This window comes from Ramlibacter sp., assembly GCF_035627355.1.
In the GTDB taxonomy this organism is placed as follows: Bacteria; Pseudomonadota; Gammaproteobacteria; order Burkholderiales; family Burkholderiaceae_C; genus Ramlibacter.
Genome location: NZ_DASPLW010000073.1, coordinates 1 through 12813 on the forward strand (window position 1 = coordinate 1; position 12813 = coordinate 12813).

Here is a 12813-nt window from a genome sequence, read left to right on the forward strand (position 1 = left end):
GCCCGCGCGAAGCCGTCGTGGCCCACGGTCGCCAGGCGCGCGGCCTGGGCCTTGGTCAGCACGGCATCGGTGGCGATCACGCCGATGGTGGTGTTGCTGCCGGGGATCAGCCGCTTGGGCGGCACGCCGGCCAGCAGGGCGCGGCGCGAGTCCATCAGCGTGCGGCCGTCGTCCTGCCGGGCGCCCGCGACCAGCGTGCCCGTGTCCGGATCGACCACGTCGCCCAGCGCGTTGCAGGCGACGATCGCCCCCAGCGTGAAGCCCGCCGCGCGCACCGACGCGGTGCCGATGCCGCCCTTCATCGCGCGCTCCAGCCCGAAGATCTTGCCGACCAGGGCGCCGGCGCCCGCACCGATGCTGCCTTCCTCCGGTGGCCGCGCCGACGCCGCCGCGCAGGCAGCATGGCCGGCTACCGCATCGGGCCGCACCGACAGGTCGCCCAGGTACAGGTCGAACAGCACCGCCGCCGGCACGATGGGCACCAGTGCCGTCCCCACCGCGAGCCCGATGCGCTGCTCCTCCAGCCAGCGCATCGCGCCGCTGGCGGCGTCCAGGCCCCAGGCGCTGCCGCCCGAGAGCATCACGGCATGCACGCGGTCCACCAGGTTGGCGGGCGAGAGCAGGTCGGTCTCGCGCGTGCCGGGCGCAGCGCCGCGAACGTCCACGCCGGCGACGGCGCCCTCGCGCGCCAGCACCACGGTGCAGCCGGTGGCGCGGCGGGCGTGGGTGAAATGGCCGACCTCGATGCCGGCGACGTCGGTGATGGCGCCCTGCGGCGCGAGCGTCTGGGAAGCACTCATGGGATGCGGCTCATCATAAGCGCGGGACCCCGGCGCGAACCGTGGCATCGAACCTGTCAGTGACGTCCTACCCGGTCCTCCCCTGCCGGACGACAGGGTCCCAACGCTGGGCTTTCTACAGTCGAAGAGCCGTCGGCGCCAGCCGGCGATCCTTGCCGCCGACGACGCCGGCATTTTTTTCGGCCAGCACCACGGAGTACCCACCATGAACAGCGAAACCTCCAGCTCACCCTTCCCCACCAGCAGCAGCACCGGCACGACCGGCGCCGGCGGCATGTCGGGCAGCAGCTCCACCAGCGCCGGCGGCATGTCCGGTGGCGCCTACACGGGCGGCAGCAACGCCGGCGGCATGGGCGGCGACAGCGGCCGCGTCCATCGCATGGCGCAGAGCGCCCACGAAGCGGTCGACCGCCTGGAGCAGTCGTTCAGCTCGGGCAGCGAGCGGATGATGGGTTGGCAGCAGGAGTACGGCGACATGGCGCGAGAGCAGGTCCGGGAGAACCCGCTGGCCGCGCTCGGCGTCGCCTTCGCCGTCGGCGTCATCTTCTCCAAGCTGTTCATGCGGTGACGATCACCGGCGGCCCGCGCGCAACTCGCCGAGGGCATGCCGCGTGACGCTCCACGCGGCCGTGAGCGCGAGCAGCGCCATGGCCGTGGCGACGAGCAGGTCCGGCCACGAGGTCCCGGTGCCGAAGACACCGGCCGCGGCGGCAATGACGGCGAGGTTGCCCAGCGCATCGTTGCGGGTGCACAGCCAGACGCTGCGCATGTTGGCGTCGCCGCCCCGGTAGCGGTACAGCAGCACGGCGACGCCCACGTTGGCCGCGAACGCCAGCAGGCCGACCAGGCCCATGGTGGCGGGCTCGGGCACCACGCCATGCCAGGCCGACCAGAGCGCACGCGCCAGCACGCCGGCCCCGAACAGCGCCATGCTGCCGGCCTTGAGCAGGGCCGCCCGCGCCCGCCAGGCGAGGTGCAGCGAGAGCACCGCCAGCGACAGCGCGTAGTTGGCGCCATCGCCGAAGAAGTCGATGGCATCGGCCAGCAGCGAAACGGAGCCGGCGCGGACGCCGGCACCCACCTCCACCGCGAACATCAGCGCGTTGACGAGCAGCGCCACCCACAGGACGCGGGCATAGCCGGCCGGGGCCGGCCCCTCGTTCGGTGCATCGTCGAAGGCGTGGTCGTGGTGCAGCGACATGCAGGCAGCGGGCGCGGGCCGCCCGCGCACCGCGCGCGGGTCAGTCGAGGCGGATCTTGCCTTCGCGCACGTAGCGGTCGAACTCGTCGCGCGTGATCGCGGCCGAGCTGGCGTCGCGGCCTTCGTGCCAGCCGAGCGTCACGCTGTCGTCGGCGAGCTCGATGTCGACCGGGCCGTCCGGGATCGTCAGGAGCATGCCGTCGCCGGCGCGGAAGCAGACCTCTCCCCGGATCAGGGCTTGCTGGGACATGGCGGTCTCCTTTCGTCAGTCCAGGAGCGATTTCAGCGGTCCCGCTGATCCGTGGCTGTCGGAAGAAGCGCCGTCACCCTGACGGAAGCTGCGCGCAGCACAAAGGGCTACGCAGCGCGCCGGCCCGCCGGCCGCTATTTCGGCACCGCCGCCGGATGCGCCGCCGGCGGCTGCGGCGCCATGTAGCCCTGGCCGTCCTTGATGCCTTTTCGCCCCAGTTCCTGCCAGGCCGTGCGCTGGTCCACCAGCCGCGCGAGGTGCTCGATCTCCTCGTCGGTGTGGTTGATCGCGCGCGCCGGCGTCAGCCAGCGCCCGTTCCTCGGTTCGACCTCGCCCCAGAACGACTGGTGGTAGCTGGACCGCGAGAGCATCGAGTCCGTCCCGGCGTTCACCTGCACCTCGCCGTAGCAGTTGCAGAGGTAGCTGCGCATCGACTGCTCCGGGAACACCTCGGCATACACCCCCGTGCCGCGAATGCCGGCAGTGAGCGTGGGCGTGACGATGCGGCGCTGCGGGCCCTTGCCCCAGACGCTGGCCACCGCCCCGGTGAGCAGGCGCAGCACGCTGACGGCGTTCAGCGTGGCGCCGCGGTCCACCACCAGCCGGCTGTTCGGCCGCACCTGGAAGGCCGAGTGGCCGATGGCGAACACCAGGTGCGACCGCGGCCCCGTCTCGATCGCGTCGCCGCTCTGGATGAAGGACTGCGGCGTCAACCGCTGTCCATTGAGCAGGGCGTCGCCCAGCAGTTCGACGATGTTGCTGCGTTGCTGGGCCTGCGCGGCGCCGTAGCCGCCGAGAACCGTCCACGCGGCGGCGGCCTGCAGGAAGCCGCGCCGGCGGAACCAGAGGACGTCCGCTTCGCTGCGGCCCTGGAGCTGGTGCCGGGTCATGGGCGGTCTCCCTCGGTGGCGGGGACGGGGGCGTCGTCCGCCGTGAAGCTGTCGCGGAAGGTGAACCAGATCGAGCTGGTGAACATGGCGGCCATCAGCAGCGCCGTGGGCACCATCACGGCCCGCGCCAGGTTGGCGCCCCCCGCGACCGCACCCAGCAGGCCCAGCACGCTGCCCACCAGCAGGAACACGCCCATCCAGGCCAGGCCGTAGACCAGCAGCGCCCCCATGTTGCGCCAGCAGGCGACCGCGCTGAAGAACAGGCTCTTGGCCGGCGAGATGCCGTGCCAGTGCACCAGCGCCGGGGCGTGCCAGAACATCAGGAACAGCGGCGTGTGCAGCAGCAGCGTGACCAGCAGGCCGGAGTCGACCTGCGGCTGCTCGGGCGCCGTGCCGCCAGGTGCGGGAGTCGGTGCGCCGCCGGTCAGCAGCGAACCCAGCAGGCTGACCAGCATCGAGCCGACGGTGTAGATCACGCCGAGCACCAGCATGGAACGCAGGCGTTCGCGGCCGGCGCGAAAGGCGCTGAGCAGCACCGTGGGCATGGGGAAGCGCCCGCTGGAGGCTTCCGCCGTGGCCGCCATCAGGCCGAGCGTGGCGGCCGGCACCAGGACCCCGCCGATCACCATGCCCACCAGCGGGATCTGGGTGACCACCAGCACCACGGCCATGTACATGAAGAACAGGCCCGCCAGGGCGAGTGGCTGCCGCAGGAAGGTGCGGATGCCCATCCGCACCCAGAGGAAACCGGTGCGGGGCGGAACGACGTTGAGTTTCATTCGGGAGGGGTGCGCAGGAGCTGGTCGGTTGGATGGGGCGGAGAGGCCGGCGCGAGCAAGGCTGCGCCGGGATGCGTGAGGAATTTAACGCAAGGCACCGTCATGCCCGCGCAGGCGGGAATCCAGGGCTTCCGGTTTAGATGGCGATGGAGGCGCGAAAGCCCGGATCTTCCGCCTTCGCGGAGGCGAGGGCCATCGACAGGCTTCAGGCCTGCACCGGCCGCGCCACCCGCTCGCGCAGCACCCGTTCGAAGTGGGCCGGGTCGTGCGGCTGCAGCAGGGCGGCTTCGCGCGGCAGGTGGTAGTCCCACAGGCGCGACACCCAGAAGCGCAGCGCGCCGGCCCGCAGCATGGCCGGCAGCAGGCGGCGCTCGGCGGCTGCCAGCGGCCGCACGCGCTGGTAGGCCTGCAGGAAGGCGTCGGCGCGCAGCGGGTCGTGCGCGCCGGTGGGCAGGTCGATGCACCAGTCGTTCAGGCACACGGCCACGTCGAACAGCCAGCTGTCGACGCCCGCGAAATAGAAGTCGAAGAAGCCGGTCAGCGTGCCGCCCTCGAACAGCACGTTGTCGCGGAACAGGTCCGCGTGGATCGGGCCGCGCGGCAGCGCCGTGCAGGCGGACGAGGCCGCCACGTGGTTCTGGAACGCCAGCTCGCTGCGCAGCAGGTCGGCCTGGGCCGGCTCCAGGAAGGGCAGCACCACCGGCACCGTCTCGTTCCACCAGGCCAGGCCGCGCAGGTTGGGCTGGCTGCGGTCGTAGTCGCGGCCCGCCAGGTGCAGCCGCGCCAGCATTTCGCCGACGGCCGCGCAGTGGGCGGCGATCGGCGCCAGCTCGCTGTGGCCCGGCAGCCGGTTCACCACCGCGGCCGGCTTGCCGCACAGCGTGTGCAGGATGTCGCCGTCACGGTCACCCTGCGGGTCCGGCACCGGGATGCCGCGGTGCGCCAGATGCTTCATCAGGTGCAGGTAGAAGGGCAGCTGCTCGTGGCCCAGGCGCTCGAACAGCGTCAGCACCCACTCGCTGCGCTGGCCCTCCTGCTCGGTGGACAGGAAGTAGTTGGTGTTCTCTATGCCGCCGTGGATGCCGCGCAGGGCGACGAACTCGCCCAGGCCCAGCCGTTGCGCGAGCTTGCGCGCTTCCTCCTCCGGTACCTCGGTGAAGACGGCCATGGCAGCGCCGGCTCAGAAGCGGAACACGTTCCAGAAGCGCTGGCCGCCACCGCTGGAGCCCTGGCGCTCGTCGGCGATGCGGTTGCGCGAGGGCGTCGCCGGTGCCACCTCGTAGGCCGGGACGTCGCCGGTCTTGGGCTGCACGGTGATGCTCTGGGTCTGGCCGGCGTAGCGCGTCTCCTCGATGCGGCTGCCGGCGTCCTCGTGCACCAGGTGCTCGATGCGCTGGTTGCGGCGGCCGTCGAGCGGCGCCTGCTCCTGCGGCGGCAGCACGGCCGGGGCCTGTGCGAGGGCCGCGCAGGAGAGCAGCAACAGGGAGGCCGAAGCGGCAAGGCGGGACATGCGTCGATTGTAGGCGCCGCTCCCGGCCATCGCGGCGCAGGACCCGATCGCGGCTGGCGGCTTGGGCACAATCCCGTGGATGACCGACGCTGCCGACCCCGCCACCCCCAAGACCCTGCTGCTGGTGGACGGCTCCAGCTACCTGTACCGCGCGTACCACGCGATGCCCGACCTGCGGGCGGTGCCCGGCGACCCGACCAGCCCGGCCACCGGCGCCATCCGCGGGATGATCAACATGATGCAGAAGCTGCGCAAGGACGTGCGGGCCGACTACGCGGCCTGCGTGTTCGATGCGCCGGGCAAGACCTTCCGCGACGACCTGTATCCCGAGTACAAGGCCAACCGCTCGCCCATGCCGGACGACCTGCGGGCGCAGATCCCGCCCATCCACGAGGTGGTGCGGCTGCTCGGCTGGAAGGTGCTGCACGTGCCCGGCGTGGAGGCCGACGACGTGATCGGCACGCTCGCCTGCCTGGCCAGCGAACGCGGCATCCGCACCGTGATCTCCTCCGGCGACAAGGACCTGAGCCAGCTGGTGGACGAGCACGTGACGGTGATCGACACCATGAACGACAAGGTGCGCGACCTGGCCGGCGTGGAGGCCGAGTTCGGCGTGCCGCCGCGGCTGATGGTGGACTACCAGGCGCTGGTGGGCGACGCGGTGGACAACGTGCCCGGCGTCGACAAGGTCGGCCCCAAGACGGCCGTCAAGCTGCTGCAGGAGTACGGCTCGCTGGACAACCTGATCGCGCGCGCCCACGAGGTCAAGGGCGCCGTCGGCGAGAACCTGCGCAAGGCGCTGGACTGGCTGCCCAGGGGGCGCGAGCTGCTGACCATCCGCAGGGACTGCGCGCTGGCCGAGCACATCCCCGGCATTCCCTCGCTGGACGACATCGTCATCAACGGCCAGGACACCGAGAAGCTCAAGGCCTTCTACGAGCAGTACGGATTCAAGGGTCTGGCCAGGCAGCTCGAGACGCACGAAGTCCCGCCGGAGCAGATCAAGGAGCACAAGCGCCGCGCCGATGCGCCGGCTTCGGCCCCGCTGTTCCCGGAGCCGGACCTCTCGGGGCTGTCGCAGGTGACCAACCTGCAGTACGAGACCATCCTCACGTGGACGCAGCTGGATGCGCTGCTCGCGCAGCTCGAGGCCGCGGAGCTGGTGGCGATCGACACCGAAACCAATTCGCTCGACGAGATGCAGGCCGAGATCATCGGCCTGTCGTTCTCCACCGCGCCCGGCATCGCAGCCTACATCCCGCTGGCGCACAGCTATGCTGGCGCGCCCGACCAGCTGCCCCGCGACAAGGTGCTGGCGCGCCTGAAGCCCTGGCTGGAGAACCCCGCCAAGCGCAAGCTGGGCCAGCATGTCAAGTACGACCGCCACGTGTTCGCCAACCACGGCGTCGAGGTGCACGGCTACGCGCACGACACCATGCTGCAGAGCTACGTGCTGGAGGTGCACAAGCCGCACGGGCTGGCCAGCCTGGCCGAGCGCCACCTGGGCCGCAGCGGCATCGACTACGAGACCATCGCCGGCAACGGCAAGCACCAGATCCCGTTCCAGCAGGTGGCGATCGACAAGGCCGCCGAGTATTCCTGCGAGGACTCGGACCAGACCCTGGACGTGCACCTGGCGCTGTGGCCTAAGCTGGAGCGGGATTCCAAGCTGCGCTTCATCTACGAGCTGGAGATGGACAGCAGCGAGACCCTGTACCGCATCGAGCGCAACGGCGTGCTGATCGACAGCCAGGCGCTCGCGCGCCAAGGGCACGAGCTGGGCCAGCGCATCCTGAAGCTGGAGCAGGAGGCGCACGAGCTGGCCGGCCAGCCCTTCAACCTGGGCAGCCCCAAGCAGATCTGCGAGATCCTGTTCAACAAGCAGGGCCTGCCGGTGCTGAAGAAGACCGCCAGCGGCGCACCCAGCACCGACGAGGAGGTGCTGGAGAAGCTGGCCGAGGACTACCCGCTGCCGGCCAAGATCCTGGAGCACCGCGGCCTGTCCAAGCTCAAGGGCACCTACGTGGACAAGCTGCCCCTGATGGTCCACCCGCGCACGGGGCGGGTGCACACGCACTACGCGCAGGCGGTGGCCGTCACCGGGCGGCTGTCGAGCAACGACCCCAACCTGCAGAACATCCCGATCCGCACCGCCGAGGGCCGCCGCATCCGCGAGGCCTTCATCGCCGCACCGGGGCACGTGATCGCCAGCGCCGACTACAGCCAGATCGAGCTGCGCATCATGGCCCACATCAGCGAGGACGCCGCGCTGCTGCGCGCCTTCCGCGAGAACATGGACGTGCACCGCGCCACCGCGTCGGAGGTGTTCGGGGTCGCGCCGGACGAGGTGTCCAGCGAGCAGCGACGGTACGCCAAGGTGATCAACTTCGGCCTGATCTACGGCATGAGCAGCTTCGGGCTGGCGCGCAACCTGGGCATAGAGACCAAGGCCGCCGCCGCGTACATCGACCGCTATTTCCAGCGCTACCCGGGCGTCAAGCAGTACATGGACGAGACCAAGGTCTCGGCCAAGAGCCGCGGCTACGTCGAGACCGTGTTCGGCCGCCGCCTGTACCTGCCCGAGATCAACTCGCCGAACGGCCCGCGCCGCGCGGGTGCCGAACGCGCCGCCATCAACGCCCCCATGCAGGGCACCGCGGCCGACCTGATCAAGATGTCCATGGTGAAGGTGCAGGACGTGCTGGATCGTGCCGGCAAGCGCACGAAGATGATCCTGCAGGTGCACGACGAACTGGTGTTCGAGGTGCCCGAGGACGAGGTCGAGTGGGTGCGCGCCGAGATCCCGAAGCTGATGGCCGCCGTCGCGGAACTGCGCGTGCCCCTGGTCGCGGAGATCGGCGTCGGGGAGAACTGGGACAAGGCGCACTGAGCGGGCTTTCTTCTCCGCTCCGACGGCGGGGCGGGGCGGCCGCCAGTGTGGGGCGACGCACCGAAGCGGCCCCGGACAGGTGTCCGCACCGAGTGCAAGCTCGGCTGCACCGACCCATAATGGCCGCTGCCATGGCTGCTGACAGCAGACGCCCCCGCCCTCCCGCGCCGGCCACCTTCGTGGCGGGCACCCGCGCCACGGCACCGATGGCGCTGGAGGAAAGCGGCGAGTCCGCCTGGCAGCTCTTCCAGGACCTGCAGCGGATGCACGGCATGCCGGTCACGCCGCCGGCCGCCGGCGCACGCGAACCCGCGCCCGGACCCGGACTCGGCGGCTTCGAGCCGACCCAGCCCATGCACGCCGCCGCTCCGGCGGCGACACCTTCCCCGACGCAGCGGCAGCGGCCGCCCGTCGATCTCGAAATCGTGATGCAGCTGGTCCGGCGCAACAACCGGGCCTGTCCGCTACCGGAACCCTGGGCCGCTTTCCACACCGTGCTGCCGCCGCGGCTGGCCGGTGGCCAGCGCATTCCCGCGCCGGCGCCCATCGACGGGCCGGCCTGGGCGGCGAGCTCCGCGATGCAGAAGCGACTGCGGCTGCGCGACCAGATCGAGTGGGCGCAGCGCCAGGGGGCGCTGCAGGCGGTGTTCGAGTTCCTCTCGGGGTTGGGGGAGGGGGAGTGGGAGCACTTTGGGTGAGGGTGGTGGGAAGCGCTCAGCCGGACCGCGCCGTCTGCGCTTCCTGGCGAGACCTGTCGATGTGCGCATCGCGCTTCGTGGCAGGAAACGCAAAGAGCCGCGAGCCGAGGTAGGACGTGACGGTGTAGGGCACGATGCCCGCGGCCTGAGCCAGGTAGCTGTCCAGGTGCAGCCAGTCGATCGCCGCCATCACCGTCGCCAGGTTCGCCAGGTAGGCACAGCCCAGCACCAGGAGGTAGCGCGCGAACGCCGCCTGCGGATTCCCGGCGTGGCCGAACGTCCAGCGCCGATTGAGGGTGAAGCCGAGCAACAACGCGATGGTGTAGCCCGTGAGGTTGGCAGGCGCATCGGCCATTCCGAGCAACGCCTTGCAGCCGAAGATGATGGCCAGCCCCACCGCCGTGTTGGCCAGTCCCACCAGCGCGAACCTCGCCAATCGGAAGTCGATCATGTGCCAGTCCCGGCCACCACCAGGAGTGACAGCCCGAATGGAGGCGCGATGCGCGCAAGCAGGTGGCGCTCGGCTGCGAAGACGCGCGCCAGCAGCGCGTTAAGCGCCCAAGGCGGCGTGCGTGTGGCCGGGCCGCGCCGGCCGGACCACTTCTCCCGCAGGCGCTCGGCCAGCGCCAGCGGGAACAGCAGGGTGTTGAAGTGGCAGGCCTGCACCACGCTGAAACCCGCGCCTCTGCAGGCGTCCAGCAGCTGGGCCTTGGCATAGCGACGCCGGTGATGGAAGTGCTCGTCATGCGGCCCCCACATCCACTGGTAGGCCGGCACCGTCAACAACAGGCGCCCGCCCGGTTTGAGCAGCGATTTCAGCCGCTCCAGGGCGAGCCGATCCTGTTCGATGTGCTCCAGCACGTCGAACAGGCAGACCAGGTCGAATCTCTGGCCAAGCCGGTCTAGGTCCTCGGGACAGCGGCCCTGCAGCAGGCGGATGTCGTCACGCGCCCCAAGCGAGCGGCGGGCCAGTTCGATCGCACGCTGCTCCATCTCCAGGCCGGTGACGCGACCGAAGCGCGCCAGCAGCGAGAGATTCGCGCCCGTTCCGCTGCCGACTTCGAGAATTTCCGCGTTCCTGGGCAGCCGCAGCTGCCGCAACTGACAGCAGAGGATCTCGCGTCGGGCGACATACCACCAGTGCCGCTCCTGGACGCCGGCCATCTCGTCATAGGCCGACGGATTCATTGCATCACCGTGCGGTGGGGGTTGCGGGGATGCGTGAGCTTGCGGCGGCGCCCGGCGGACATACCAGCCTCCACGGCATGCGCCAGGGCCGGCCGGTGTCGAAGCTGCGCCACCTTCTCGACCAGGAAGCGCGGGCGCCGCTTGGTCTCGGTGTAGATCTTGCCGACGTATTCGCCCAGGACTCCGACACAGAACAGCTGCACACCGCCCAGGAAATAGATGGGCAGGATCGTCGAGGCCCAGCCTGGCACCGCGTCGCTGGTAAACAGCTTGACCGCGAGCGCCCAGCCGGCCAGCAGGATGCAGGCAAAGGACACGGCGAACCCGAGGAAGGTGATAGCGCGCAGGGGCGCGACCGAGAACGAAGTGATGCCGTTGAGGGCGAACTCGAGCATCTTGCGCAACGGGTACTTGGATTCACCGGCCATGCGCGGTCGCCTGTCGTAGCGCACCACCGTGCTGCTCAGGCCGATCAGGGGAACGACGCCGCGCAGGAACAGGTTGGCCTCGCTGAACTGCTCAAGGCAACGCACAGCCCGTCGGCTCAGGAGCCGGTAGTCCGCATGGTCGTGCACCGTGTGCACGCCCAGCCGACCCATCAACGAGTAGAACGCCCGTGCGGTGCTGCGCTTGAACCAGGTATCGCTGTCGCGGCACCCGCGCACGCCGTAGACGACTTCATGCCCTTCCCGGTACGCGTCCACCATGGCTTCGATCGCGTCCTCATCGTCCTGCAGGTCGGCGTCGATGGTCACGATGGCATCCCCTGCCGCCGAGGACATGCCTGCCAGCAGCGCATTCTGGTGCCCGCAGTTGCGCGAGAGCTTGATGCCGACCACCGGGGCGCCCTCGCGCACCATCGCAGTGATCAGTTCCCACGTGCGGTCGCGGCTCCCGTCATCGACCAGCACGATGTCGCTGTCCGACGAAACCTTGCCCGCCGCCACGAGCCGCCGTCGCAGCGCCGCCAGGCGATCGCAGGTATCGAGCAGGACGGCCTCCTCGTTGAAACAAGGCACGACGATGGACAGGGCAGGGATGGGTGCGACGGCTTTGACGGGCATGGCAGACCTCGCCTGGGTTCAGGGGTTCTTCCGCGCGTGGACGACGGCGGTCGTGTCCGAGTGGATGCGCTGCCATCCGGGCAATCGGTCGAGCAGCGAGACGGCCGGCGTCTCGGGGGGCAGCAAGGTCCAGCCGATCCGGTACTTGTCTAGCAGCTTGTCCAGTGCGCCGGGCGCAGTCAGTTCGGTGCCGGTGAGGAATTCGCGCAGGAAGGCCTCCCGATACATGTCGGCGCGCCCGTCGATCGCCACCGGAATGCCGGAATAGATCAGGTACCCACCCCACCCGTAGGCGTTGAGCACGTGGCCCTCGGCCACGCCCGCATCACGTGCTGCCTGCAGTGCGGCCTGTGGCGCCGCGAAGGCGGGCGGCTGCAGTGGCTTGGCGGCGGCGAGGAGCAGCGGTGCGCCAACCGCCACGGTCAACGCGGCGACAAGGGCTCCGGCGCTGCTGCTGCCGGCCAGTGCCGCGGACAGCCGATCCAGGCGCGATGGCTCTTTGGGGTCCGCCGGCGAGGCGGCCCACTGCTCCCCGAAAGACTTGGCCACCACCAAGGGGCCCAGCAGGCCCAGCAGCTCGATGTAGCGCACGTGCTTGAGCGAGAGGTGCAGCAGCCCGAGCAGGAGCACCAGCCGGAACACCGGCAGCCGTAGCCCCTGGTACAGCGCCAGCGCGAGGCCGCCCAGGAGCCACAATTGCAGTGGCTGGAAGGCGTGGAAGTTCGGCGAGGCCCACTCGGAGATGCGGGACAATGCGTACTGCTCTTCCATCAATACCTGCCAGGTGAAGATGAAGGCCTGCGGGCCGTGCGGCGTCAGCAGCGCGCTGCCGGCAGCCAAGGCCACGAACAGTCCCCAACCGGCGATCGCCTTTCGCATCCGGGGCGTCCCCCAGGCCTGCGCGACGGCCTCCAGCGCGAACCAGCCGGCGAAGGCGATGCCCAGCGTGAACCCCCCGTGCAGGTTGGCCCACAGCACCATGACGGGGAGCAGCCACAGGCTGGGCGTGTGGCCCCTGTCGCGCGCCTGCACCAAGCCGATCATCCAGAGCATCATGAACGGCAGGGCGATCATGTGGGGCCTTGCAAGCAGGTGCTGCACCGTGAGCAGCACGGCCATCACGGTCAGCATCAGTGCCCGCACGGGCTGCATGTGAGCGAGCAGTGCCCGCATCAGCAGGCCGGCGCTCGCGGCGAAGGCCAGGCCGGTCAGCGCCACCACCGCCGTCCACCCGCCATGGTCGTGCGCCAGCGCGAGCACGACCTCCGAGAGCCACTCGTGGGCCGTCCAGGGGGCGCCGGGCATGGTGTGCGAGAACGGGTCGGCCGTGGGTACCACCCCGTTGTGCAGGATCCACTGGCCGGCGGCTATGTGCCAGTAGGTGTCGCCGTCGAGCAGCAGCAGGTTCAGCACGTTGCCCTGGTACAGGGTCAGCAGGTAGACGTACAGCGCTACCAGGAGCGGCCAGGACGGGCGCCAGAACGAGGGCGCTAGGGCGGACAGGCCGATGGGTGCGGGGGATCGGATGCCTTGGACGGCCATG

At 70.3% G+C, this 12813-nt stretch carries 14 protein-coding genes; 3 read left to right on the forward strand and 11 right to left on the reverse strand.

Translation table 11 applies throughout. From position 1 onward, the window contains the following. The coding region (locus tag VEC03_RS17805) for a P1 family peptidase (protein WP_324918282.1) at positions 1 to 800 on the reverse strand (800 nt) is incomplete at its 3' end. Positions 801 to 1005: 205 nt separating this feature from the next. Between VEC03_RS17805 and VEC03_RS17810 the strand changes: the two genes are divergently transcribed. Further along, the gene (locus tag VEC03_RS17810; RefSeq protein WP_324918285.1) at positions 1006 to 1368 is read left to right on the forward strand and encodes a hypothetical protein; all 363 of its coding nucleotides are present in this window, start codon (positions 1006 to 1008) and stop codon (positions 1366 to 1368) included. 3 nt (positions 1369 to 1371) lie between these two features. Here VEC03_RS17810 and VEC03_RS17815 read toward each other — a convergent pair whose 3' ends face one another. From VEC03_RS17815 to VEC03_RS17840, 6 genes are all read right to left on the reverse strand, one after another. After that, the gene (locus VEC03_RS17815; RefSeq protein ID WP_324918288.1) at positions 1372 to 2001 is read right to left on the reverse strand and encodes a cation transporter; all 630 of its coding nucleotides are present in this window, start codon (positions 1999 to 2001) and stop codon (positions 1372 to 1374) included. Positions 2002 to 2041: 40 nt separating this feature from the next. Beyond that, positions 2042 to 2251: a hypothetical protein gene (locus VEC03_RS17820; RefSeq protein WP_324918291.1), complete on the reverse strand. Its 210-nt coding sequence runs from the start codon at positions 2249 to 2251 to the stop codon at positions 2042 to 2044. A gap of 134 nt (positions 2252 to 2385) precedes the next feature. Then, positions 2386 to 3141, reverse strand: coding sequence for an iron dicitrate transport regulator FecR (locus VEC03_RS17825; protein ID WP_324918293.1), 756 nt, complete (start codon positions 3139 to 3141; stop codon positions 2386 to 2388). Continuing rightward, positions 3138 to 3920, reverse strand: coding sequence for a BPSS1780 family membrane protein (locus tag VEC03_RS17830; protein ID WP_324918296.1), 783 nt, complete (start codon positions 3918 to 3920; stop codon positions 3138 to 3140). The genes VEC03_RS17825 and VEC03_RS17830 overlap by 4 nt, the downstream gene beginning before the upstream one ends. Positions 3921 to 4125: 205 nt before the next feature. Beyond that, on the reverse strand, positions 4126 to 5088 hold the full coding sequence (locus tag VEC03_RS17835; RefSeq protein ID WP_324918299.1) for a homoserine kinase: 963 nt from the start codon (positions 5086 to 5088) through the stop codon (positions 4126 to 4128). 12 nt (positions 5089 to 5100) lie between these two features. Then, positions 5101 to 5430, reverse strand: a complete 330-nt coding sequence (locus VEC03_RS17840; protein ID WP_324918301.1) for a hypothetical protein — start codon at positions 5428 to 5430, stop codon at positions 5101 to 5103. 79 nt (positions 5431 to 5509) lie between these two features. Between VEC03_RS17840 and polA the strand changes: the two genes are divergently transcribed. Continuing rightward, complete coding sequence (gene polA, locus VEC03_RS17845) at positions 5510 to 8320, forward strand: DNA polymerase I (protein ID WP_324918304.1); 2811 nt, start codon at positions 5510 to 5512, stop codon at positions 8318 to 8320. A 131-nt stretch (positions 8321 to 8451) separates the two neighbouring features. Next, positions 8452 to 9018: a hypothetical protein gene (locus VEC03_RS17850; RefSeq protein ID WP_324918307.1), complete on the forward strand. Its 567-nt coding sequence runs from the start codon at positions 8452 to 8454 to the stop codon at positions 9016 to 9018. A 16-nt stretch (positions 9019 to 9034) separates the two neighbouring features. Here the strand turns inward: VEC03_RS17850 and VEC03_RS17855 are convergent, their stop codons facing one another. Genes VEC03_RS17855 through VEC03_RS17870 form a run of 4 tightly spaced genes read right to left on the reverse strand, consistent with a single transcriptional unit; the run spans position 9035 to position 12812 of the window. Continuing rightward, positions 9035 to 9469: a GtrA family protein gene (locus VEC03_RS17855; RefSeq protein ID WP_324918310.1), complete on the reverse strand. Its 435-nt coding sequence runs from the start codon at positions 9467 to 9469 to the stop codon at positions 9035 to 9037. Next, a complete protein-coding gene (locus VEC03_RS17860; RefSeq protein WP_324918313.1) occupies positions 9466 to 10206 on the reverse strand; it encodes a class I SAM-dependent methyltransferase in 741 nt (246 codons plus the stop codon). The genes VEC03_RS17855 and VEC03_RS17860 overlap by 4 nt, the downstream gene beginning before the upstream one ends. Next, positions 10203 to 11270, reverse strand: coding sequence for a glycosyltransferase family 2 protein (locus tag VEC03_RS17865; protein WP_324918316.1), 1068 nt, complete (start codon positions 11268 to 11270; stop codon positions 10203 to 10205). The genes VEC03_RS17860 and VEC03_RS17865 overlap by 4 nt, the downstream gene beginning before the upstream one ends. 18 nt (positions 11271 to 11288) lie before the next feature. Beyond that, a complete protein-coding gene (locus VEC03_RS17870) occupies positions 11289 to 12812 on the reverse strand; it encodes a hypothetical protein (RefSeq protein WP_324918318.1) in 1524 nt (507 codons plus the stop codon). Between the last annotated feature and the right edge of the window lies 1 nt (position 12813).